This window comes from Microbacterium sp. ARD32 (genome assembly GCF_031844385.1).
GTDB lineage: Bacteria > Actinomycetota > Actinomycetes > Actinomycetales > Microbacteriaceae > Microbacterium.
In genome coordinates this window covers 28,304-49,564 of the sequence record NZ_JAUZVD010000002.1, presented here as the reverse complement: position 1 = coordinate 49,564, position 21,261 = coordinate 28,304, and the positions used below count along the sequence as shown (strand labels likewise).

Sequence of the window (21,261 nt, the reverse complement as noted above, 5' to 3'; positions counted from 1 at the left end):
GGCCGTGCTGCGCTGAGCCGGTCCGGTTCAGTTGCCGCGTGGGCCGGTCACGGGAACAGCAGGCTCAGCACGGTCGAGCCACCGCCGACGGTGATCAGCGCGATGATCGTCACCCAGGCGACAGGCACACCCAGGGATCAGTCGTCGACGGGCTCGTCGCGCGGGTCGTCGAGCGGCTTCTTCGGCCCGGTGAAGAACAGCAGGGTTCCGGCGATGCCGAGGAGCACACCGATCGAGATCCCGACCGGCGCGAAGCCCTGAGCTCCCGCTGATCCCGACGCCAGCTGCAGCAGGGGCGGCACGATCAGCAGGGCACCGATGACCCACAGTACGATCGCGGTCGTGGCGTATGGGCGTCTGCGGCGCGGCATCCGTTCAGCTTCCCAGCAGCAGGGTGAAGGCGGTCGCGCCGCCGCCGCCGACGATCAGGGCGACGATCGTCACCCAGGCGACCAGGCGGATGCGGCGGTTGCGGCGCTCGCCGAGATCGCCGTAGTCCTCGTCGGTGCGACTCATCGTGCCCTCATCCCGCGACCGGCTCGGTGACCGTCGGGCCGAACACGGCCGGCAGCGTCGCGCGCGAGGACTCGCGCAGCTCGGCGACCGAGATGGTGAAGACGTCCTGCACCTCGAGGGTCGGCTCGGAATCGGTGACGCCGATGCGCAGCACGGGATAGCCGCGTCCTTCGCACAGGCCGCGGAACTTCACGTCGTCCTCGCGGGGGACGGTCACGATCACGCGACCGGTCGACTCGGAGAACAGCGCGGATGCCGCATCCACACCGTCGCGCTCCATCAGCTCGGTGAGCCAGACGCGCGCGCCGAGTCCGAAGCGCATCACGCCCTCGGCGAGAGCCTGGCCGAGGCCGCCTTCGGAGAGGTCGTGTGCGGAGGAGATCAGCCATTCGTCGCGCGCGGCCGAGATCAGCCCGGCCAGGCTCCTCTCGGCGGCCAGATCGACCGCCGGCGGAAGGCCGCCCAGGTGACCGTGCACCACGTCGGCCCACGCCGAGCCGGACAGTTCGGCGGCGGTCGCGCCGAGCAGGTAGATGTTCTGGCCCTCGTCCTGCCAGCCCGACGGGATGCGGCGGGACACGTCCTCGATGATGCCCATCACTCCCACCAGCGGGGTGGGGTGGATCGGCACGTCACCGGTCTGGTTGTAGAACGACACGTTGCCGCCGGTCACGGGAACGCCCAGCTCGTAGCATCCGTCGGCCAGACCGTCGACGGTCTGCCCGAACTGCCACATCACCTCGGGGTTCTCGGGGGATCCGAAGTTCAGACAGTCGGTGATCGCGGTGGGCACCGCGCCGGTCACCGCGACGTTGCGGTACGCCTCGGCGAGCGCCAGCTGCGCGCCCGCGTAGGGGTCGAGCTGGCAGTAGCGGCCGTTGGCGTCGGTGGCGATCGCGAAGCCCAGGCCCGACTCCTCGTCGACGCGGATCATGCCGGCGTCGTCGGGGAACGCCAGCGCCGTGTTGCCGCCGACGTAGTAGTCGTACTGGTTGGTGATCCAGCTGGTGTCGGCCAGGTTCGGCGAGCCGAGCACGGCCAGGAACTGCTCGCGCAGCACCGCCGGGTCGTCGCTGCGGGGGAGCAGCTCCGCCGCATCCGCCTGCAGCGCGTCGATCCACGTCGGGTAGGCGACCGGACGATCGTAGACCGGGCCGTCGACGGCGACGGTGGACGGGTCGACGTCGACGATCCGCTCGCCCTTCCAGTCGATGACAAGGCGGCCGTCGCCGGTGACCTCGCCGAGCACGCTGGTCTCGACCTCCCACTTGTTCACCACGGCCATGAACGCGTCGAGCTTCTCGGGGGCGACGATGGCCATCATCCGCTCCTGCGACTCGCTCATGAGGATCTCCTCGGCGGTGAGCGTGGGGTCGCGCAGCAGCACGTCGTCGAGCGAGACGTGCATGCCGGAGTTGCCGTTGGCGGCCAGCTCGCTGGTGGCGCACGAGATGCCGGCGGCGCCGAGGTCCTGGATGGCCTCGACCAGCTCGCCCTGGTACAGCTCCAGGCAGCACTCGATGAGCACCTTCTCGGCGAATGGGTCGCCCACCTGCACGGCGGGGCGCTTGGTGGGGCCGCCGTCGGCGAAGGTGTCGGATGCCAGGATGCTGGCGCCGCCGATGCCGTCGCCGCCGGTGCGCGCGCCGAACAGCACCACCTTGTTGCCGACTCCGGTGGCGTTGGCGAGCTTGAGGTCCTCGTGGCGGAGCACCCCGACCGCGAGGGCGTTCACGAGCGGGTTCGCCTGGTAGACCGAGTCGAAGACGGTCTCGCCGCCGATGTTCGGCAGGCCCAGGCAGTTGCCGTAGAAGCTGATGCCGGCGGTCACACCGTGCACGACGCGGGGAGTGTCGGGGTGGTCGATGGCGCCGAAGCGCAGGGCATCCATCACCGCGACCGGGCGTGCGCCCATGGAGATGATGTCGCGGACGATGCCGCCGATGCCGGTGGCCGCACCCTGGAACGGCTCGATGAAGCTCGGGTGGTTGTGCGACTCGGCCTTGAAGGTGACGGCCCAGCCCTCGCCCACGTCGACGACGCCGGCGTTCTGGCCCATGCCGACCATGAGGCGTTCGCGCATCTCGTCGGAGACCTTCTGACCGAAGCGGCGCAGGTAGTTCTTACTGCTCTTGTAGGAGCAGTGCTCCGACCACATCACCGAGTACATCGCCAGCTCGCCCGAAGTGGGGCGGCGGCCGAGGATCTCCCGGATGCGGGCGTACTCGTCGTCCTTGAGGCCGAGCGCCGCGTACGGCTGCTCCTTCTCGGGGGTGGCTTCGGCGTTCGCGACGGAGTCGGGGATGTGAGTGGTGGTCACGCGGGCTCCAGAGGAAAGTAGGCGCAGATTCACACCAGTCTATCGGGGTCGATGAAGGAAAAACCCTGATCAGCATCCCGTTCTTCAATGGGTACCCAACAAAACAAAACCTTACACTGTTTGCATAGAATTGGTTGTTCGGCGTAGCGTTAACTACGCATGAGCGTCGCGAGGGATGACCCCAGTGTCAGGTGATGCTTGGTCGACACTCCCAATGTGCTCCCCGCCTGAGCGGGGAATCGGATGTCAGAAATGTTCCCAACGACGATGTTCATCATCGGGACAGCTTGCGACGGCGGGCGGCCGTGCTCCAGCCAGTGGCGGGCGGGCGTCCGCCGCCGGAAGTCTGCGCCGGGTCGTGAGGCCGTAGCATCAGCGTGATGCCCTCGACATCGACCGGCTCCCAGTGATGTCCGTGCACGAGGAACGACAGGCCCTGTTCATTACGAGCAGAGAAGACCATGATCGCCCTCCCGGTGCGCACCATCGTCTGTGTCCGTTCCCAGAGGAGCTCGCGAACGCGCTTGCTCACCTTGCCGACGAAGACTCCCGCCGATATTTCGAGGAGCCATCGGGTCAGGAATCCGCGTAGCCCAGGCGGCACGGCAGTGAGAACGAGAACCAGCATCAGAACGGCACCTCGGCGTAGTTGGAGCCAGCAGCGACCGTGCGCCGCGAGCCATCCCACAGCCTTACGACATTCTCGCCGAGGTCGTCTTCAGCGGTTTCGGCGTCGTCGGGCAGGAGAAGATGTCGGATGTCACGAACGCAGCGATCCAGGATCGCACCACCGTGGAAGCGGTCGCGGAGTCGCCGGCGTGCCTCGCCGCCGATGTCGAACGGCTGCTCGGCAGCGAGTTCGAAGGACAGCGGGATAGTCAGTTCCACTTTGTACAAGTCCGCAATGTCGTAGACGAAGGAGCGAGTGTGGCCGGTGTGCACGAAGCCGAGGCCCGGTGAGCAGCCGAGCGCGACGATCACGGAGTGCACCACGCCGTAGAGACTGGTGTTTGCTGCGGATAGTGCCTGGTTGACAGGATCGCTGTCCTCGTAGGCCTCCACATCGTACGTGCGCCCGTTCCACGGGACTTTGTACTGTTTTGAATGCTCCCGGTATGCCTTCCGGATGCGTGAACCTTCTCTGCCGCGCAGCTGCTGCATGGTCAGTCCACTGGTGTCCTCACCGGGGAATCGCATGGCATACATCTCCCGGGCGACGCGGAGACGCGCGGACTGGTTCGACACCAGGGCTGCCTGAGCGTCCAGCAGACGGGAGCTGTTCGCAAGCGATCGACCGTGGGCGTAGTAACGAACGCCTTCTTCGCCCACCCACACGACCGTGGATCCGCTCTCGGCCATCAGCACCATGGCCTGCTGCGTCACCGTCGTACCGGGACCGAGCAGCAGCGTGCCCAGTGATGCGGCGGGAATGTGGATCACGCCGCGGTCGTCAGTCGCTGTAATGGCATTCGCGTCGCGATGGATCGCGCACTTCTCCAGATAGATGAAGGTCAGTCGATCCTGAGCGCGTACCAGTTCAGGGAGAGTGGGCGGCTTGGCTCCGATCGCCATGATGTCACCGGACCGGCGCGATCGTCATCAACCCGCATCCGTACCCTTTGGCGCGGCCGATGCCGAAACTGAGCGCGTGCACGAATGCATCGCGGTCGCGCACCTCCAGCACGCCTTCGTAGGTGGCGACCCGGAGAGTGACAGACGTCTCGCGGCGGGAGAATGTCAGTGTGCGGCGGTCGACCACGCGGAGGGCGCGCTCGGCCGAGACCGCTTCGTCTTCAGGATCGAAGTTCTCGATGTGAAAGCCTGCCCGCTCCTCGCGATCGAGCAGCCACTGCTCCTGCTGGCTGACGGTGACGTGTCCGTACACCTTGCCGCGCTCGCCAGACGGCAGTCGCGCACTGCGCACCGGATTCGCCGTGAGGCGGAACCCGTAGCGCTGCCCGTTCTCGATCCGGGCGAGCAGCTGATCGTACGGACGCACCTGCCAGGTGTCGCCACGCGTAGGCCATCCAGCCTGCTCGGCGAGATGGGTGAGGTCAGGCGCTTCCGGGCTGACGACGTAGAGCATCGTGCGGTGCTCGTGGCTGTCCAGACGCCAGAGTACGCGGCCCGATGCCCGCGGACTCGGGTCGGGGAACGCGGTGAGCACGGCGGCGTGCAGAGTGTGAGGCGACGACAGCAACGGGCGCGCGTCACGCCGAGCGGGATTGAGCTGAATGCGGGACAGGAACATCAGACCTCCTCCTCGCTCACGAGGAGCATCGGGTCATGGACGGGCAGAGCGAATGCGCCGGGTTCCGGCTGGCCGAGTACCGTGGCGGGTTCCGCTCCGGGCGGGTCGATTCTCAGGATCTGGATGTCACGCCATCCATAGCGCCGGCGGCGTGGATCAAAGCTGATCGGGTCGTCTTCGACGCTGAGGTCGACGGGGCCACCGGGTTCGGCATCGAGCAGCATTTCGAGGAATGTCGGAGCGGCCTCACCGTGACTCCTCGGTTTCTGCCACGGAGCGGTGGTCAGGGCAGTGCGCAGATCGGCGTCGACCATCTTTGTCGGGATCGGTCCCGCGGGAGGAAATGCCCGCCGGCCGAGATACAGGGGGTACCGAGGTCGGCGCAGTGCAGCGTGAATCTCTCCCAGCAATTCGTGGTCGGTCTCAAGACCGACCACGAAGACTGCGTCAGCCAGATAGTAGCGGTGCGACAACGGCATCGAAGTCTTCCCATCGAGCGTGCGCGCGGTCTGGAAGTCGCGCTCGACCCGTCCGGGACGGTCGATCCGAACACCGAATCGGACGCCACGGAAGTGGTCGAGCGTCGCGGTGCGGTCCATTCCGAGCGCCGCGGCCACGAGTCCGAGTACGCCGCTGCGCGTCGGAGCCTGTCCAGTGCTGCGCGTCGCGAAGCGGCTGCTCGTACCCCAAGCCTGTTGCGGCCCGGCGAGGGTGAGAAGCAGAGTGCGAGTGGTCATGATGCGGCGCTCAGAGCCGCTCCGACACGGTCGCCCCGAGCTGCTCGATCGCGTCGCTCAGGGATGCCCGGGGCCCGAGGGCGTCGAGTTCTTCGGTCGCGTCCCCTACACGGACGACCCATGTCGCATCCGGGGTGGTTCCGAAGGCGGCATCGATTTGCTTGGCGTGCGCGGCCAGGCGCGTGCTGGCCAGCTTCAGGCGCTGCGGATCGACGATCGCCTCCTCGTAAGCCCCGACGAGGTTGACGGGTTGCGTGCTGCGCACGCTGATGACCACGCCGTCGGGCAGCGTGCGGTTCGCGAACGTGTTCTGCTTGCCCGTCGGCATGCTGGTGACGAACGACTTCACGAAGGCTTCCACTGCGCGGCGGGTGCCCTCGGCATCGCCGAGGTTGCGCTGCAGAGCATCGACGTCGATGGTCGCGTACCGGTACAGCGTCGAGGCGTTGAACTCGACGGTGCCGATCATGCCGGCGCCCGCGTCCTCCTCGTCGTCAGCCGCCTTGTGGTCGTCCACGGCGGTGAAATAATCGAACTCGTTGTCAACCGCGTGAACGCTGATCGCATGGGCCACCTGGCATGCAGCATCGACGTTGAGATCGGTGGCTTCGGCGACCATGCGCCCGAACAGCGCCAGATCCACCGAGTGTGCGGTGTCGAACGCCTTCTTGACATCGCCGGCCTTGAGATGCGCCTTCGGATCGTCGCTGGCATCCGCTTCGACGCACAGTGAGGCCACCTGGTCGAGCTGTCGCGAGCTGAGGAAAAGCAGGTAGCCGGACTCCTTGGGCAGCGGCTCGTCCTTCGTGGAGCCGCGCGGCTCGGTCAGCTTGACGCGGGCGGCAGCGAACGCCAGTTCTGCGAGCTCCTGCGCACGGGCGGTGTCGATCTCCGGCTGCAGTTCCCGGATTCGATCCCCGAGCAGTTCGACCACGCGCTTGGTGCGCACTCCGAGGTCGCTCTTGTCGAGCACGTCGTCGAAGAGCAGGCGGGTGGCTCGCTTCCACGCCTGGCTCGACACGCGCGCACGGCGGGTGCCACCGTAGTTGGCGGTCTTCGGGCTGCCGGTGTCATCGCGGTTGATGTTGCTCGGTGGAACGGTCTGCAGGATGCTGATGTCGACGATCGTGCGGGTCATGGTAGTTCTCTCCAGTTGTTCGTGTTCGGGTCAGTCGTTGGATGCGACGTCGCCGTCGCGATCGGTGTCGTCATCGGCATCCGGCTCGGTGTCGTCATCGACGTTGGTGCGGTAGAAGTCGCGTCCCCAGGCGAGGCGCACGCCGTCGGCAGTGCGAAGTGAGCGCAGCCGCATGAGGTCGACGGCGAAGCGCCCGTAATCGAGCGGGATGTCGTGGGCACGGAACTGCTGGATGAGTCCGCGGGTGTGGTGCAGCGTCTCCTCCCAGGAGGAGGCCGTGCCCACCGCCGTGAAACGTCGGCGCACGGCGTCCTGCGCGTTCGATCGTTTGCCGAGAAGGCGTGCGGAGCGGCCGAAGGAGTATCCGTTCCGGTGCATCGACGCAGTTCGGTGGGACTGCTGGTGCAGAGCGAAGAGCGTCAGGGCGGCGAAAGCCGCGTACTCGGCGTCGGTGGGGATGTCATCAAGCAAGCCCTGTGGGTTCTTATGCAACCCGGCGATCGTCAGCGGAATGAGTCGCGCGTCCTGCCCGGGATGCTGCGCCACCCCTCGACGGAGCATGGCGAGATCAGCAACGGCTGAGCTGACGTTCTCGCGGTACTCCTTCTGCAGGCGCGTCGCGCGGCTCGCGACATGCTCTCGAAGATGCGCTGAGAGCGGAACTGCTGCGGTGGTGGTCATGCGGCGGCATCCTTTCTGGCCAGCGAACCGAAGGTCTTCGACAGCGCGCTGAGGAACCAGCCTTCAGCGCGGGGGGTGGTGATGAGCTCGGTCTGCCCCAGACGGGAGACCTCTCGTCCGACCCACGCTGTGGGGCCAGCCTGCGCGACGAGCTCCGCGCCGACAGCGCGAAGCACTCCGTAGGCTGTCGACTTCCACGTCGCGATCGCGTCGAGAGCATCGCTGTCGTCGCCGAGGGAGAGCAGCCAGGCACGGTACGGTGCATCCAGGGCGGCCCACGCCGACTCCATCGCCCACGGTGCGCGAGACTCCCCATTCCCTCCGGCGGCTTTCTCCAAGTTCTCGGCGAGCCGGCGCACGGCTCGAACCCCGTCATCGGCCAATCGGACGGCCTCTTCGGCCTGACGGGCGAGCGGTCGGTTGCGCTCACGCAGGAGCGAGAGCGGGAGAAGCACCTGATCGTCGATCACCTCGGCGACCACTGAGCTCTGCGGCCCGTAAACCATGCCGACCGCACGCAGGCGGATTCGCATCGACGGCTCGAGGACGCCTGCGTCGTCGAGCCGGGCGAGCCAGTCAACGACACCGGGAGCAAGCCCGCTGGGCACATCACGCTTCGGAACCACCGGTGCAATGCCAGGCAGCAGCGCACCGATCCCGCGCCACAGCGACCGACCGGGCAGGTGCTCGCGCGGCATAAAGGTCGTCTGCTTCGCGGCCTTGGTCTGGGGCTCACTGAACCGCCAGGCGGACAGCGGCTCCCACGTCTGCATGTTCTGCGGGGTGAGCTTGTCCCCATTGGCGACAAGGCATGCGACCACCCGATCGACTTCAGAGAAGAGTCGGACGCGGCGAGCCTGCCAGGTGTACAGGCGAACCGGCCCGCACGGGATCAGCCCTGGGCGTTCCGCGGCACCGTCGGGTTCCTCCTCCTCCCACGGCGGGATGTCGGCGATCAGATCCCTGTCCGCTGTCGACCCCTGTGGGACGAGATTGAGCAGGAGGGTCTCACGCAGGGTTCGTCCTTGTGCGTAGACCCCGCCGAGCAGACCGCAGAACCCGGTGCCGATCGGGTACCCCTTGCCCCCCTTTACCCGGGGATCGCCGATGGCACCGGATTTGATGCCGGAGATGTCGTACGCCTGTGCGTGCACGAGCCATCGCGCAGCCTCGGCGAAGGACAGGGACTCGGCGCCCTCGCCCGCGCGGTTGGTGAAGAGGCGGTTGTTGCTGGGCAGGTCGGCGATCAGCGGACCGACGTCCTTGCGCTCCCCCTTCGCCGTGGCCAGATCGGCGACCTGGAAGAACGGTCGCTGGTCATCGAAGAGGTTGAAGCGATCCTGATGGTCGTTGAGGTAGACGTCGATGTCGGCCAATGGCAACCCGTCGCGATGCCAGTGTGTCCAGGTGTCGACGGTGATGGCGTCCTCGTGCGCTCGGTAGATGATCGCGAGCAGGAGACGGAGGATCCCGAATGACTGGGTTGGAAGCTCGCCAACGATCTCCCGGATAGAGTCCGCCTGGCGGAAAGCTTCGCGGATGGAGACCTCCCCGTCACTGCCATCCAAGAAGCGCACGAGAACCCATGGGGCCTTGAGTAGATCGAATGATTCTGACGCATGAGTCTGATCCATCAAGAACCTCCCGTTACGTATGTCATTCCTTGTGCTACAAGTCCTGACGACGACGATGTCGGAGGCTGGTGGCACTGTTGCTTGAGAGAGATCGTAGGGCTCGGCACATAGGAAGGTCAAGGGCAAAGTTATCCGTCCCGGTAGCCCTTCCTCTAGACAAACATTGATATATCGAGACTCCCGCCTTTAAGGACGGCCCCGCGGTGGCGGGGAGCACAGCCCTTCGGCTAGTCAAACGGGGTCATCCCCGCTCATGCAGGGAACATGAGTGAGGATCGTAGCGGTATCTCCTGTTGTGCGGATGAGCGCCGGCTCAGGCATCCCGCCGCACGTACTCGAACCCGTTCTCCGCCGTGTAGCGCAGGTCGAACTCGTTGAGCTGTCCCCGGCCCTCGGCATCCAGAACCAGCACTAGTTCCCCCCGGAGCGCATGGCTGGTGTGCCAGCTGGGCAGGTCGAAAGCGCGCTCGAGCGTCTCGATGTGCCGGTCCAGGGCGTTGCCTCGGCACATTCCGGCCGGCAGGCGCAGGAAGCACCCGAGGATCGTCCGCGTCAACGGATGCTTCGGGGCCTCGTTCACGGGAATCTGCATGCCTCCGCCTTCGTACAGCCACGCGGGCGTCCGCAGAATGCCCTCGTCGTCCCGCTGCAGCACGATCACCTCGAGGGTCTCGTCGCCGTCACGCACCGTGCCTCGGCCGGGAGGAGTGAGCTCCGGATCGACATCGGGGCCGTTGATCCATCCGATGAGATCGGCCTCGGTCAGCACATGACCGAGAGTGAAGGATCCCGCCCTCCGCCGGCGCTCGTCGATCTCCTGCTGGCGCTCACGCACAGCATCCGCCAGCGTCTCCCGCCACCCGTCCGGCACGAAGCCGACGTCGTCTCCGTACACCTTCTCGACAAGCGGCGCGATCTCATCGGGGACGGTGATCACACGGCGATCCCGAACCGCGGCGAACGTGCGCAGCAACAGGGCACGGGAGTAGATCTTCTCGCTGCCCTTCTCGAACTCGGGGACATCGCCCGCCTCGTCCATCCCGGTGAGGATGATGCGCGGGGCGCGCAGCGGCGCAGGCCGCTCGCGATCATGCCGATGCAGACGACCTGAACGCTGGAGCAGCAGATCGATCGGCGCGATGTCGGAGATCATCAGGTCGAAGTCGATGTCCAGGGACTGCTCGATCACCTGCGTGGCGACGACGATACTCGTCTGCGGCCGCTGTCCGTCGCGACCGTACCGTTGCAGCAGACCTCGATCCTTCGCGGCGCGATCGAGCCCGAGGAACCGGGAGTGCGCGAGGGTCACCTCGATGTCGGGGAACTCGTCACGCAGCAGCGCTGCGGTCTCCTGCGCCCGGCGCACGGTGTTGCGGATGACGGCGGCATTGCCGCCGTCACGAAGGGCGCCCCGCAGTGTTTCCACCAGAGTCTGTGGATCATCCTCCATCTGATCGATCCGCAGGTCGCGGGACGCCCGCGACGAGGCCGGGGTGACCACGACCGGCGAGCCCTCGGTCGAGCTGACGGTAATGGCGGGATAGCCGATCAAGCCTGCGATATCCGCATACCGACGCTCCTCCGCAGCGACCCGAGCGCGGCGAGCCGCCTTGCGCTCGGATCCCGTCATCCCGGCATCCGTGACCTGCTGCTTTCGGGCATCCCTGCCCTTGTCGTACGCGCACAGATACTGCTGCCGATGCGAAGACGGGAGAGTGGCCGAGAGCAGGATGACCGGCACGTCGTAGGTGCCGAGCCATTCGAGCACGCGGATGAGGAACTCCCGCATGTACTCGTCGTAGGCGTGCACCTCGTCGATGATCACGACCTTGCTCGCGAGGGCGAGATGTCTCAGCATCAGGTATCTGCTGCGGAGGCCCGCGAAGAGCGCCTGATCCACAGTGCCGACGACGAAGTTCGACAGCGGTCCACGACGCGGGTTGCTGAACCAGTGGTGAGCGATCACGGACTCGTGCTCGCGTCGGCGATCTTCGCCGATCGAGCGGAAGTACGCCTCACGCGTCAAACGCTCGTACGAGGGGTTGAGTTCGGAACGTCCGCGGGCGAGGAAGACGTTCGACGGGATGTCGAGCCCGAGGCGCTTCGCCCACGTGAGCACCCGCGAGAACATCCCGTCAGCGGTCGCCTGCGTGGGCAGACCCACGAAGATGCCGCTGGCGCCGAATCTTCCGGCGAGGATCTCCGCGGCGAGCAGCGCGGCCTCAGTCTTGCCGGAACCCATCTCAGCCTCGAGGATCATCAGCTCCGGGCGTTCGAGGCGCAGGGCCTGATCGATGAAAGCGGTTTGTGTGGGGTGCGGAGTCGCGCCTTCGGGAAGATCGAAACGCCGAGTGAGCAGGGCCGCCGCGTCGATGGCATCCGGATCCGGCATCCAAGGAAGCGGGAAATCAAGCTTCCGCCAGGCGTCGGTCACGCGGTTCCTTGTAGCGGCAACGGGCTCCTTGCCAAGCTCGGCGGACGGGAACAGGTCACTGCTCGCGATCCAGTCCGCGACGATGACCAGACTGCTCAGAAGCACCAGGGACGGCTGGGTGATGGATGCCGACCGCCAGGCATCGACCGCTTCCTCGTCGAGGTGTCGCGTCGCGGCATCGTCGAGGAACTCGCGACGTGTCGTCTTCCAGATGCCGTCCCCGATGAGGTGGGTCGAGTCGATCACCCGCATGATGTCCGGATATCCCGCAGGCCGGCCATGGTGAGCTGCGGCGATGCTTGCGATGCGGGCAGCCTGCTGTCGGTCGAAACCGTGCTCGCTCTGCAACCAGGCACGAATCGCGAGGAAGCTCACCAGCTCATGGCGGGCGCCACGGCGCTCGTCACCGTCTTTAAGGCCCGGATCGAGGGGAAGTCCAGCATCCGACATCCGCTTCGCAAGCTCCTCGACCTGTACAGCGAAAGCCGGCGACGCCTTACCGACATCGTGCGTACCCGCGAGCCAGACCAGGAGCTGCCGAGCGGATGCTTCGCTGCCGAATGTCTGCGAGAGCAAGATCTTGATCGAGCGCGGCACCCACTCATCCCAGAGGAGGCCCGCAATGCCAGCCGCGTCGTCGAGGTGCTGGTAGAGAGGAAGCCATCCGGTCAGCGTGAACGCCTGCGCTGGAACTGTGAAGCTCTTCGCCCAGACGGAACTGGCCTGACTGCTGAACCGGGGCGGAACATGCGACTGCATGGGGTGCGTTTCCTGTCTGCTCTTGCGGTGCCGAGGGCGTCGATGACACTGAGAATAGTGGGACGAAAGTGATTCAGGTCGCGGCGGGCAATCGGATAAACTCCTGATCATGTGGTGTGCTCCCCGCTGCGCGGGGATGATCCCCGCTGCCCCGCCTTCATGCCCGTGGTAAACATGTGCTCCCCGCTGCGCGGGGATGATCCCTACTGCGCGTCGTGCGTCGGCTCAGGGCGCGTGGTGCTCCCCGCTGCGCGGGGATGATCCCCGCATCCTCATCGCCAACAACCTCAACTGAACGTGCTCCCCGCTGCGCGGGGATGATCCCTACCAGCTGGAGCACACCATCACCCCCCTGTCGTGCTCCCCGCTGCGCGGGGATGATCCCATCCCAGTAGACGGTTCGGCCCGCGATTGTCAGTGCTCCCCGCTGCGCGGGGATGATCCCCCGGCCCACCGGCTGAAGTTCGTCTCAACGTAGTGCTCCCCGCTGCGCGGGGATGATCCCCTGTACGCGCTGATCGCAAACAGCGTGCTCGTGTGCTCCCCGCTGCGCGGGGATGATCCCCGCAGCGCGAGCGCGGCCGCCTCGAGCGGGGTGTGCTCCCCGCTGCGCGGGGATGATCCCGGGTGCGCGCGGCGGCGGTGACTGCGGTGCGGGTGCTCCCCGCTGCGCGGGGATGATCCCCAGGGCCGCGCCATCATCGCCAACGAGGCCGAGTGCTCCCCGCTGCGCGGGGATGATCCCTTCGAGCGCCTGAGTGATGTCTTCCTCAGCCTGTGCTCCCCGCTGCGCGGGGATGATCCGTGGCTTCATCGCCCCGGAGTTTCCCCTCCGGGGTGCTCCCCGCTGCGCGGGGATGATCCCAGAGTGCTGGGGTTCGGCCTGTTCGACAAGAAGTGCTCCCCGCTGCGCGGGGATGATCCCTGGCGTCGCCCAAGGATGCCGCGTAGTGAGCGGTGCTCCCCGCTGCGCGGGGATGATCCCTTCACCTCACAGCCGAGCGCGTTGCTCAGCCAGTGCTCCCCGCTGCGCGGGGATGATCCCTAGGCCGAAGGGTGTGGTTGCGGTGTCGCTCAGTGCTCCCCGCTGCGCGGGGATGATCCCGCGTCCACCCACCGCCCGCGGGAGCCTCCACGGTGCTCCCCGCTGCGCGGGGATGATCCCTCGTCCCAGTCGTACCCTTCGCCATTGTCCACGTGCTCCCCGCTGCGCGGGGATGATCCTGTGCGCGCGCTGCTGTGTCATGGGTGCAATGTCGTGCTCCCCGCTGCGCGGGGATGATCCCACCTGCCGGGTGTCGTTGTCCACGCCGGGACCGTGCTCCCCGCTGCGCGGGGATGATCCCTGGCAGGTGCCCGAGTGGGAGCCTGACAGGATGTGCTCCCCGCTGCGCGGGGATGATCCCGGGCCGGTGAGCTTCTTCCACTCGTGGATCTTGTGCTCCCCGCTGCGCGGGGATGATCCCCACCGGAGAACCACCATGAACCAGCCCCGCAAGTGCTCCCCGCTGCGCGGGGATGATCCCTCATCAAGCGCTAGGTTTTCCAGGCACTCCATGTGCTCCCCGCTGCGCGGGGATGATCCCGCGAAGATCTTCGAGCTGACGCAGGAGACGCCGTGCTCCCCGCTGCGCGGGGATGATCCCCCCCAGTGCTGCCCCCAAGTGAGGATGCCCTGGTGCTCCCCGCTGCGCGGGGATGATCCCTCCACCATCGTGAGGATGTTCTGCGCCCACTCGTGCTCCCCGCTGCGCGGGGATGATCCCGCACAGATGCGCATGCGGCAGCCTCCGCTCAGGTGCTCACCGCTGCGCGGGGATGATCCCACGAGGGAGCGGGGGCCCCACCACCAGTGCACGTGCTCCCCGCTGCGCGGGGATGATCCCGCATGTTGCTCTCTGAGGTCGTGGAGCCGATCGTGCTCCCCGCTGCGCGGGGATGATCCCTGGCAGGTCGCCGCATGAGAGCCCTTCGCCGCGTGCTCCCCGCTGCGCGGGGATGATCCGGCCGCGTACGACGTCGAGAACGGCAAGCTGAAGTGCTCCCCGCTGCGCGGGGATGATCCCACGGGACGGCCTACTTGCCGGCCGTGGCCGTGGTGCTCCCCGCTGCGCGGGGATGATCCAACCACTGTCCGGTCGTGGCCCGCTGCACCAAGTAGTGCTCCCCGCTGCGCGGGGATGATCCGCTGAGCCACCAGTACGTGACCAGGATTCTCGTGTGCTCCCCGCTGCGCGGGGATGATCCGCTGAGCCACCAGTACGTGACCAGGATTCTCGTGTGCTCCCCGCTGCGCGGGGATGATCCCGCGGACGTGTCGACGCGGATGGACTCCCCCGGGTGCTCCCCGCTGCGCGGGGATGATCCCGCGGGCCGGTTCACCGTGCAGGCCGGGTCGATGTGCTCCCCGCTGCGCGGGGATGATCCCGCCGCCCCGGCACGCACCTGCACGGCACCACCGTGCTCCCCGCTGCGCGGGGATGATCCGTTGGCGACGGCGCCAGAGGTGTCGCTGGTGGCGTGCTCCCCGCTGCGCGGGGATGATCCCTGAAAATGACTCGATCCGAAACGGTATACCTGGTGCTCCCCGCTGCGCGGGGATGATCCCTCTTTGAAGGCCGTGAACATCGGCCTTCTGTTGTGCTCCCCGCTGCGCGGGGATGATCCCCAGCTTCCCGTCGTCTGGCGCGATGCGATCAAGTGCTCCCCGCTGCGCGGGGATGATCCCCGAGACCGACCCGAATCAGCCACGCATTCACGATGCTCCCCGCTGCGCGGGGATGATCCCTGCACGAGCGGTTCCTGCGGGCGTCCCAAGGAGTGCTCCCCGCTGCGCGGGGATGATCCCGTCCCCGCCTGATCGGTGCGGATGGCCTTCTTGTGCTCCCCGCTGCGCGGGGATGATCCCGCGCTGGTCGGTGGGCTGCGGCCCGGCGCGGTGTGCTCCCCGCTGCGCGGGGATGATCCCGTCATCAGTCATCCATCGGAAGGGGCAACGATGTGCTCCCCGCTGCGCGGGGATGATCCCTCAGCAGCGCGCAACGGCATCGGGTTACCTCCGTGCTCCCCGCTGCGCGGGGATGATCCCCGCTTCCACGGCGCGCCGTTGATCGTGGCCCGGTGCTCCCCGCTGCGCGGGGATGATCCCGTCGGAGATGCGGTCGGTGAGGTCACGCAGGAGTGCTCCCCGCTGCGCGGGGATGATCCCCGTGAGTGGTTCCGCGGTCCCGGGTCGATCGCGTGCTCCCCGCTGCGCGGGGATGATCCACTGGCTGAGCAGCCTGATCGCTTCCGCGGGCGCGGTGCTCCCCGCTGCGCGGGGATGATCCCGGATCTCCAGGTGGTTGCAGGGGCCGGTGGCGGTGCTCCCCGCTACGCGGGGATGATCCCAGGTCGGGCCAGTCGTCGACGAATGCGAGCATGTGCTCCCCGCTGCGCGGGGATGATCCCACCCGAAGACGCAGCCGAAGACCTCGGCCAGCGTGCTCCCCGCTGCGCGGGATGATCCCGCGTTGATTGCTCCGCGTGCGATGCCCATGAGGTGCTCCCCGCTGCGCGGGGATGATCCCTGGGCACGCGCCGACAAGATGATGCGCGAGGTGTGCTCCCCGCTGCGCGGGGATGATCCCGGCGCTTACCTGTTCACAGAGGATGCCGTCCTGTGCTCCCCGCTGCGCGGGGATGATCCCCCGACCACAGCATCGAAGACCATACCGAGCCAGTGCTCCCCGCTGCGCGGGGATGATCCCCCGCCGCCTCCACACGCCACCGCGACCCCTGGGTGCTCCCCGCTGCGCGGGGATGATCCCACGCAGCAGCGTGAACGCCGCCGGGGGATCGCGTGCTCCCCGCTGCGCGGGGATGATCCCAGGTCGGCGGGGATCGTCCCGCCGGCCGTGTCGTGCTCCCCGCTGCGCGGGGATGATCCCGGTTCTCCGAAGCACCCGGTCGCGAAGAACATGTGCTCCCCGCTGCGCGGGGATGATCCCTCGCTGTTCGTACGGTTCGGGTGCCGTGCACAGTGCTCCCCGCTGCGCGGGGATGATCCGCACGACGGCGCGTCGGGCTCATCCAGCTTGATGTGCTCCCCGCTGCGCGGGGATGATCCCTCGGCAGACAGGGCGCGGCGGGTGGTGTCGGCGTGCTCCCCGCTGCGCGGGGATGATCCCAGTCTCTTTATGTTCGGTGCGTCCCCGGACTGGTGCTCCCCGCTGCGCGGGGATGATCCCTTGTCAGCGAGGGTGACACGGATCTCGTACGAGTGCTCCCCGCTGCGCGGGGATGATCCCACTGCACCGCGCACGTTCACGGACTCCTACACGTGCTCCCCGCTGCGCGGGGATGATCCCTATGGGAGTGAGTAACAAGCCCGAAGCGGCATGTGCTCCCCGCTGCGCGGGGATGATCCCCGCTACGACGGGCTGACGCTCCCTGAGCACCTGTGCTCCCCGCTGCGCGGGGATGATCCCCGGTAGTACCGCCGCTGCACGTCAAGATCACCGTGCTCCCCGCTGCGCGGGGATGATCCCACCCCGGATTGCGGGTCGGAGATCGACACGCTCGGTGCTCCCCGCTGCGCGGGGATGATCCCCCGTCCACAGTCGGTTCCAGTGTGGACGGTGGGTGCTCCCCGCTGCGCGGGGATGATCCCTTCTCAAGCCAGGTGCGCGGCGCGAGGCTCGTGTGCTCCCCGCTGCGCGGGGATGATCCCACGTTCGTATCGTTCTGGCGGTGGGGTGTGCGGTGCTCCCCGCTGCGCGGGGATGATCCGGTCTTCTTCGGTCATGGGTGGATCATCCCAGAGTGCTCCCCGCTGCGCGGGGATGATCCCCGGTCGCCGTCACGTTGAGGTGTCCCGATCGCGTGCTCCCCGCTGCGCGGGGATGATCCCGTCGCCACCGCCTTGCGGAACGCACCCGGCGTGTGCTCCCCGCTGCGCGGGGATGAGCCCCATGTCCCGTAACGCGGGCGCGCTTGCCTATGGTGCTCCCCGCTGCGCGGGGATGATCCCGCGAACGCGGTCCGGTGGAACGCGACACCGACGTGCTCCCCGCTGCGCGGGAATAATCCCTTGATTCCTCGCTGCTCTGCGAGGGCATCCAGGTGCTCCCGGCTGCGCGGGGATGATCCCCACAACTCCGGGCGCAGCAGGCGGTCGACCACGTGCTCCCCGCTGCGCGGGGATGATCCCCGAGCGGGCGCGCCCTGAGCGCGATGCACGCCGTGCTCCCCGCTGCGCGGGGATGATCCCGCCTGACCGCCCCACATCGCCGCCTTGTACAGGTGCTCCCCGCTGCGGGGGATGATCCCCGGGGCGCGCCGGCTCCCCAGCGACGTCATCGTGCTCCCCGCGCGGGGATGATCCCATCTCTGTCATCGGGCTGGTCTCGGTGATCGGGTGCTCCCCGCTGCGCGGGGATGACCCTGCTGCGCTTCCCACCAGGACACGTCCCGGCCGGTGCTCCCCGCTGCGCGGGGATGATCCCACCCGAAAATGGGTGCACTGAGTACCGGTCCCGTGCTCCCCGCTGCGCGGGGATGACCCGACATCCGGCTTATCCAAGGCGAGACGCCCGACGTTCTCCCCGCTGCGCGGGGATGATCCCCCGTCCGTGTCTTTCGCAGTCACGGCGGCGCAGTGCTCCCCGCTGCGCGGGGATGATCCCTGGCGGCCGCCTTCGTCTCCGCGTCTTCGAAGCGGGTCTATCGGCGCGAAGCCAGAGGGATGCCGGGGTGACGGCGCCACAGCATCCGTTGGCCGCGACGTGGACGAGGCGGATGGAAAACGTCGGTGCCACGGCTCTCTCGCCGACGTTTTCCACCTCGCGCGGCGTGCGGAGATGGAGAACGCCGTCGTCCTGCCGTCGAGGATGGTCGTGCGCCATCATGGAACCGTGCGTGAATCTCGTGAACCGGCCGGTGTGGAGCGCGTCGACGCGGAGTGGGAGGGTTACGCGTCACCTGTCCGTGAGCTCGTCATGCTGAACGCGCTGGTGGCGTTCGCTCTTGAGCTCGCCATGTTCGTCTTCGTCGCCTGGTGGGCAGCGGCGCTCGACGTGCCGTGGTGGGCGAGGGTCCTGATCGCGCTCGTGCTGGTCAGCGGACTCGCTGTGCTGTGGGGTGCATTCGCATCTCCTCGTGCTCGCGTCGTCCTGCCGGTGGCCGGTGTCGTCGCGGTCAAGGTGGTCGCATTCGGAGCCGCGGCGCTGGCGATATCGGGATTGGGTGCTCCGATGGCGGGCGTGGTGTTCGCTGGCGTGGCAGCGGTCAGTGTTGCCGTGACGACATTCGTGAGGGCTCGGCGGAAAAGCCCGGCCTGACCGGACGCCGGCCCTCCAGCGAGACCGTGCCGGCTTCCGCAACCAGCTGGTCAGCTGCCGTCGGCCACACATCGCACCCGCAGCACCAGCGCACGAATGGGGATCATGCGTTCCGGGCTGAACTGAAGTGCTGCGCCCCGACCACGCCGAGCAGGCGCAGCTTCTCGTCGTCGTGGCTGCGCGGCGCCGCGGTGAGCACGAGCAGGGCCTGCCCGCGGTCTTCGGTGAACAGCACCTGGCAGTCCACCTCGATGGCGCCGACCTCGGGGTGCAGCAGCGTCTTGTGGTCGGCGAAGCGCTGTGCGACCTCGTGCCTGTCCCACAGCTCACGGAACTCGGCGCTGTGCCTGCTCAGCTCGGCCACCAGCGTCCCGGCCTGCGACTTCGGTCCCAGTGCGCCGTACGCCGCCCGCAGTCCCGCCACCTGTGCGCGGCTGTTGCGGCCGTGATCTTCCGCCGGATAGTGCGCCCGGGCCGTCTCGGGCTGCAGGAACCAGCGGTACGGTTCGTAGCGCTCGAGACCCGCGAGGCCGACGTTGTCGCCGAGGAGGGCAACGGCCAGGTCGTTCTGCAGGAGCGTCTCGCCCAGGCCGGAGATGATCAGCGCCGGGGTGTCTTGCAGGCGGTCGAACACGCGTTGCAGGGCGGGTGCGATGTGCTCGATGCGTGCGATCCGGTCGGGCACTGCATGCCCCGACATCCGGTACAGGTAGTCGCGTTCGTCGGCGGTGAGGCGCAGGGCTCGGGCCAGGGATGCCAGCAGCTGCGTGCTCGGCTGCGGTCCGCGCTGCTGCTCGAGACGGGTGTAGTAGTCCGTCGACATCAGCGCCAGCTGCGCCACCTCCTCACGGCGCAGGCCGGGAGCGCGACGACGTACGCCCGCGGGCAGGGCGACGTCCTCGGGCTTCAGCTGCTCGCGGCGTCGGCGCAGGAACTCGGCGAGGGCGGGGCGATCCATGACTCCATCATGCGCGCCCGCCGCCGAGGCATCCAGGGATCGCCGATCCCTCGATGAGCGCTCTCTGCCGGGCATCCGAGAACCTGCCGAGACTCGGACCATGCGAATCAACGGAAACACCATCTTCATCCCCGGCGCGACCAGCGGCATCGGCCTCGCCCTCGCCGTGCGCCTGCACGAGGCCGGCAACCAGGTGATCGTCGGCGGGCGGCGCACGCAGCTGCTCGAGCAGATCGCGGCACAGCATCCGGGCATCGACACAGTCCGGATCGACACGACCGATGCCGATTCCATCGCAGCTGCGGCGAGTGAGGTCATCCGGCGCCACCCGCAGCTGAACGTGCTCATCCCGATGGCGGGCATCATGCGCGCCGAGGACTGGACATCGCCTGCAGGCGTGCTCGAGTCGGCCGAGGCCACCGTGACGACCAACCTGCTCGGGCCGATCCGGCTGATCACCGCGTTCCTCGATCAGCTGATGGCGCAGCCGGATGCCGCGATCATGACGGTCTCGTCGGGTCTGGCGTTCGCGCCGCTGCGCGTGACGCCGACGTACAACGCCACCAAAGCCGCGATCCACATGCTGAGCGAGTCGCTGCGACTGCAGCTGGCGGGCACGAGCGTGCAGGTGGTCGAGCTGGTGCCGCCGTCGGTGCAGAGCGACATCATTCCGGGACATCAGGACGACCCATCGGCGATGCCTCTCGATGAGTACGTCGACGAGGTGATGGGGCTGCTGCGGTCTCAGCCGGATGCCGCGGAGATCCTGGTCGAGCGGGTGAAGTTCCTGCGCTTCGGTGAGGTCCGCGGAGACCAGCAGCAGGTCATCGAGGTGCTGAATCGGACGGATGCCGTGGCCGCGGCGTGACGCCGCCCTCAACGGGAGCACCCGGGCCGGCTGCTGCCGGCCCGGGCTTTCCGTAGGCCCGAGTCTGGGGATCTCGGACCTGAGCCGCCCGGGTCTGGGGTCCCCGGGCGGGGCATCTCACCGCTCGTCGTGCTCCTCAGAGCTGAACAGTGCCGCTGTCGCCGCCGTCGACGCGCTCTCCGGTGAGCTTGGACTTCACGAAGCTGAACGCGGCCGCGATCTTTCCGCCGGGGACGTCCCAGTAGTGAGCCGACTCGGCGGTGAACTTCAGCACTCCGACGTCCGGGTCGTCCGGCCCGCCGGGGAACCACGCCTCCACGACGGTGTTCCACAGCTCGTCGATCTTCTGCCTGTTCTCGACCATCCGCGCGGTGCCCGAGAGCGAGACCCACGAGTCGTCGGAGCTGAGGGCGACGTTCGCTTCGCGGTCGATGGCCGGGCCGGCGACCGGTGACGAGCTCTTCGACACGAGGAACCACAGGTCACCGTCGAACTCCGCCTCCTGCACGGTGAGGGGCCGGGAGACGAGCTTTCCATCGGCATCCTGCGTGGTGAGCATCGCGAACCGGAACTGCTTGATCAGGTCCGCGACCTTCTTGCGGTCGTCAGCGACGTCGGTCATATCGGTGCACCCTTCCGTCTCGT

15 protein-coding genes and 1 CRISPR repeat array are annotated in these 21,261 nt (G+C 67.6%); of the genes, 2 read left to right on the top strand and 13 right to left on the bottom strand.

Annotated features, from left to right (window positions below; genetic code table 11):
• Window positions 1-137 precede the first annotated feature (137 nt).
• The 11 genes from Q9R19_RS08455 to cas3 all read right to left on the bottom strand — a co-directional run bounded on the left by Q9R19_RS08455 (window position 138) and on the right by cas3 (window position 12,470).
• Window positions 138-371 carry a hypothetical protein gene (locus Q9R19_RS08455; protein ID WP_311255945.1) on the bottom strand — a complete coding sequence of 78 codons (234 nt, stop codon included), beginning with the start codon at window positions 369-371 and terminating at the stop codon, window positions 138-140.
• A gap of 4 nt (window positions 372-375) precedes the next feature.
• Window positions 376-516 (bottom strand): hypothetical protein, encoded by a 141-nt coding sequence (locus Q9R19_RS08450; protein WP_311255944.1) that lies wholly within the window; start codon window positions 514-516, stop codon window positions 376-378.
• 7 nt (window positions 517-523) lie between these two features.
• Window positions 524-2,836, bottom strand: coding sequence for a phosphoribosylformylglycinamidine synthase subunit PurL (purL, locus tag Q9R19_RS08445; RefSeq protein ID WP_311255943.1), 2,313 nt, complete (start codon window positions 2,834-2,836; stop codon window positions 524-526).
• A 274-nt stretch (window positions 2,837-3,110) separates the two neighbouring features.
• Window positions 3,111-3,464, bottom strand: coding sequence for a type I-E CRISPR-associated endoribonuclease Cas2e (cas2e, locus tag Q9R19_RS08440; protein ID WP_311255942.1), 354 nt, complete (start codon window positions 3,462-3,464; stop codon window positions 3,111-3,113).
• A complete protein-coding gene (gene cas1e / locus Q9R19_RS08435) occupies window positions 3,464-4,408 on the bottom strand; it encodes a type I-E CRISPR-associated endonuclease Cas1e (protein WP_311255941.1) in 945 nt (314 codons plus the stop codon). The genes cas2e and cas1e overlap by 1 nt, the downstream gene beginning before the upstream one ends.
• A gap of 4 nt (window positions 4,409-4,412) precedes the next feature.
• A complete protein-coding gene (gene cas6e / locus Q9R19_RS08430; protein ID WP_311255940.1) occupies window positions 4,413-5,087 on the bottom strand; it encodes a type I-E CRISPR-associated protein Cas6/Cse3/CasE in 675 nt (224 codons plus the stop codon).
• On the bottom strand, window positions 5,087-5,824 hold the full coding sequence (gene cas5e / locus Q9R19_RS08425; protein WP_311255939.1) for a type I-E CRISPR-associated protein Cas5/CasD: 738 nt from the start codon (window positions 5,822-5,824) through the stop codon (window positions 5,087-5,089). Before cas5e ends, cas6e begins: the two co-directional genes overlap by 1 nt.
• A 10-nt stretch (window positions 5,825-5,834) precedes the next feature.
• Window positions 5,835-6,962 (bottom strand): type I-E CRISPR-associated protein Cas7/Cse4/CasC, encoded by a 1,128-nt coding sequence (gene cas7e, locus Q9R19_RS08420; protein WP_311255938.1) that lies wholly within the window; start codon window positions 6,960-6,962, stop codon window positions 5,835-5,837.
• A 30-nt stretch (window positions 6,963-6,992) separates the two neighbouring features.
• A complete protein-coding gene (gene casB / locus Q9R19_RS08415; RefSeq protein ID WP_311255937.1) occupies window positions 6,993-7,643 on the bottom strand; it encodes a type I-E CRISPR-associated protein Cse2/CasB in 651 nt (216 codons plus the stop codon).
• Window positions 7,640-9,277, bottom strand: a complete 1,638-nt coding sequence (gene casA, locus Q9R19_RS08410) for a type I-E CRISPR-associated protein Cse1/CasA (RefSeq protein ID WP_311255936.1) — start codon at window positions 9,275-9,277, stop codon at window positions 7,640-7,642. The genes casB and casA overlap by 4 nt, the downstream gene beginning before the upstream one ends.
• Window positions 9,278-9,590: 313 nt before the next feature.
• Window positions 9,591-12,470 (bottom strand): CRISPR-associated helicase Cas3', encoded by a 2,880-nt coding sequence (gene cas3, locus Q9R19_RS08405; RefSeq protein WP_311255935.1) that lies wholly within the window; start codon window positions 12,468-12,470, stop codon window positions 9,591-9,593.
• 116 nt (window positions 12,471-12,586) lie between these two features.
• Window positions 12,587-18,136: a CRISPR direct-repeat array (repeat unit 25 nt; unit sequence CTCCCCGCTGCGCGGGGATGATCCC).
• A gap of 99 nt (window positions 18,137-18,235) precedes the next feature.
• On the opposite strand from cas3, the gene Q9R19_RS08400 reads away from it, so the two are divergent.
• Window positions 18,236-18,790 carry a YrdB family protein gene (locus Q9R19_RS08400; protein ID WP_311255934.1) on the top strand — a complete coding sequence of 185 codons (555 nt, stop codon included), beginning with the start codon at window positions 18,236-18,238 and terminating at the stop codon, window positions 18,788-18,790.
• Between the two features lie 103 nt (window positions 18,791-18,893).
• On the opposite strand, the gene Q9R19_RS08395 is transcribed toward Q9R19_RS08400, so the two are convergent.
• Entirely contained in the window at window positions 18,894-19,748 is an 855-nt protein-coding gene (locus Q9R19_RS08395) for a helix-turn-helix transcriptional regulator (protein WP_311255933.1), read from the bottom strand.
• Between the two features lie 100 nt (window positions 19,749-19,848).
• Between Q9R19_RS08395 and Q9R19_RS08390 the strand changes: the two genes are divergently transcribed.
• The gene (locus tag Q9R19_RS08390; RefSeq protein ID WP_311255932.1) at window positions 19,849-20,616 is read left to right on the top strand and encodes an SDR family NAD(P)-dependent oxidoreductase; all 768 of its coding nucleotides are present in this window, start codon (window positions 19,849-19,851) and stop codon (window positions 20,614-20,616) included.
• A gap of 136 nt (window positions 20,617-20,752) precedes the next feature.
• On the opposite strand, the gene Q9R19_RS08385 is transcribed toward Q9R19_RS08390, so the two are convergent.
• Window positions 20,753-21,238, bottom strand: coding sequence for a pyridoxamine 5'-phosphate oxidase family protein (locus Q9R19_RS08385; RefSeq protein ID WP_311255931.1), 486 nt, complete (start codon window positions 21,236-21,238; stop codon window positions 20,753-20,755).
• Window positions 21,239-21,261 lie beyond the last annotated feature (23 nt).

Excerpts from the sequence above, each read along its gene's own strand:
- Q9R19_RS08385 (WP_311255931.1), bottom strand. The coding sequence starts at position 21,238 with ATGACCGACGTCGCTGACGACCGCAAGAAGGTCGCGGACCTGATCAAG.
- cas3 (WP_311255935.1), bottom strand. The coding sequence starts at position 12,470 with ATGCAGTCGCATGTTCCGCCCCGGTTCAGCAGTCAGGCCAGTTCCGTC.
- cas1e (WP_311255941.1), bottom strand. The coding sequence starts at position 4,408 with ATGGCGATCGGAGCCAAGCCGCCCACTCTCCCTGAACTGGTACGCGCT.
- cas5e (WP_311255939.1), bottom strand. The coding sequence starts at position 5,824 with ATGACCACTCGCACTCTGCTTCTCACCCTCGCCGGGCCGCAACAGGCT.
- Q9R19_RS08455 (WP_311255945.1), bottom strand. The coding sequence starts at position 371 with ATGCCGCGCCGCAGACGCCCATACGCCACGACCGCGATCGTACTGTGG.
- cas2e (WP_311255942.1), bottom strand. The coding sequence starts at position 3,464 with ATGCTGGTTCTCGTTCTCACTGCCGTGCCGCCTGGGCTACGCGGATTC.
- Q9R19_RS08395 (WP_311255933.1), bottom strand. The coding sequence starts at position 19,748 with ATGGATCGCCCCGCCCTCGCCGAGTTCCTGCGCCGACGCCGCGAGCAG.
- Q9R19_RS08390 (WP_311255932.1), top strand. The coding sequence starts at position 19,849 with ATGCGAATCAACGGAAACACCATCTTCATCCCCGGCGCGACCAGCGGC.
- cas7e (WP_311255938.1), bottom strand. The coding sequence starts at position 6,962 with ATGACCCGCACGATCGTCGACATCAGCATCCTGCAGACCGTTCCACCG.
- Q9R19_RS08450 (WP_311255944.1), bottom strand. The coding sequence starts at position 516 with ATGAGTCGCACCGACGAGGACTACGGCGATCTCGGCGAGCGCCGCAAC.
- cas6e (WP_311255940.1), bottom strand. The coding sequence starts at position 5,087 with ATGTTCCTGTCCCGCATTCAGCTCAATCCCGCTCGGCGTGACGCGCGC.
- casB (WP_311255937.1), bottom strand. The coding sequence starts at position 7,643 with ATGACCACCACCGCAGCAGTTCCGCTCTCAGCGCATCTTCGAGAGCAT.
- casA (WP_311255936.1), bottom strand. The coding sequence starts at position 9,277 with ATGGATCAGACTCATGCGTCAGAATCATTCGATCTACTCAAGGCCCCA.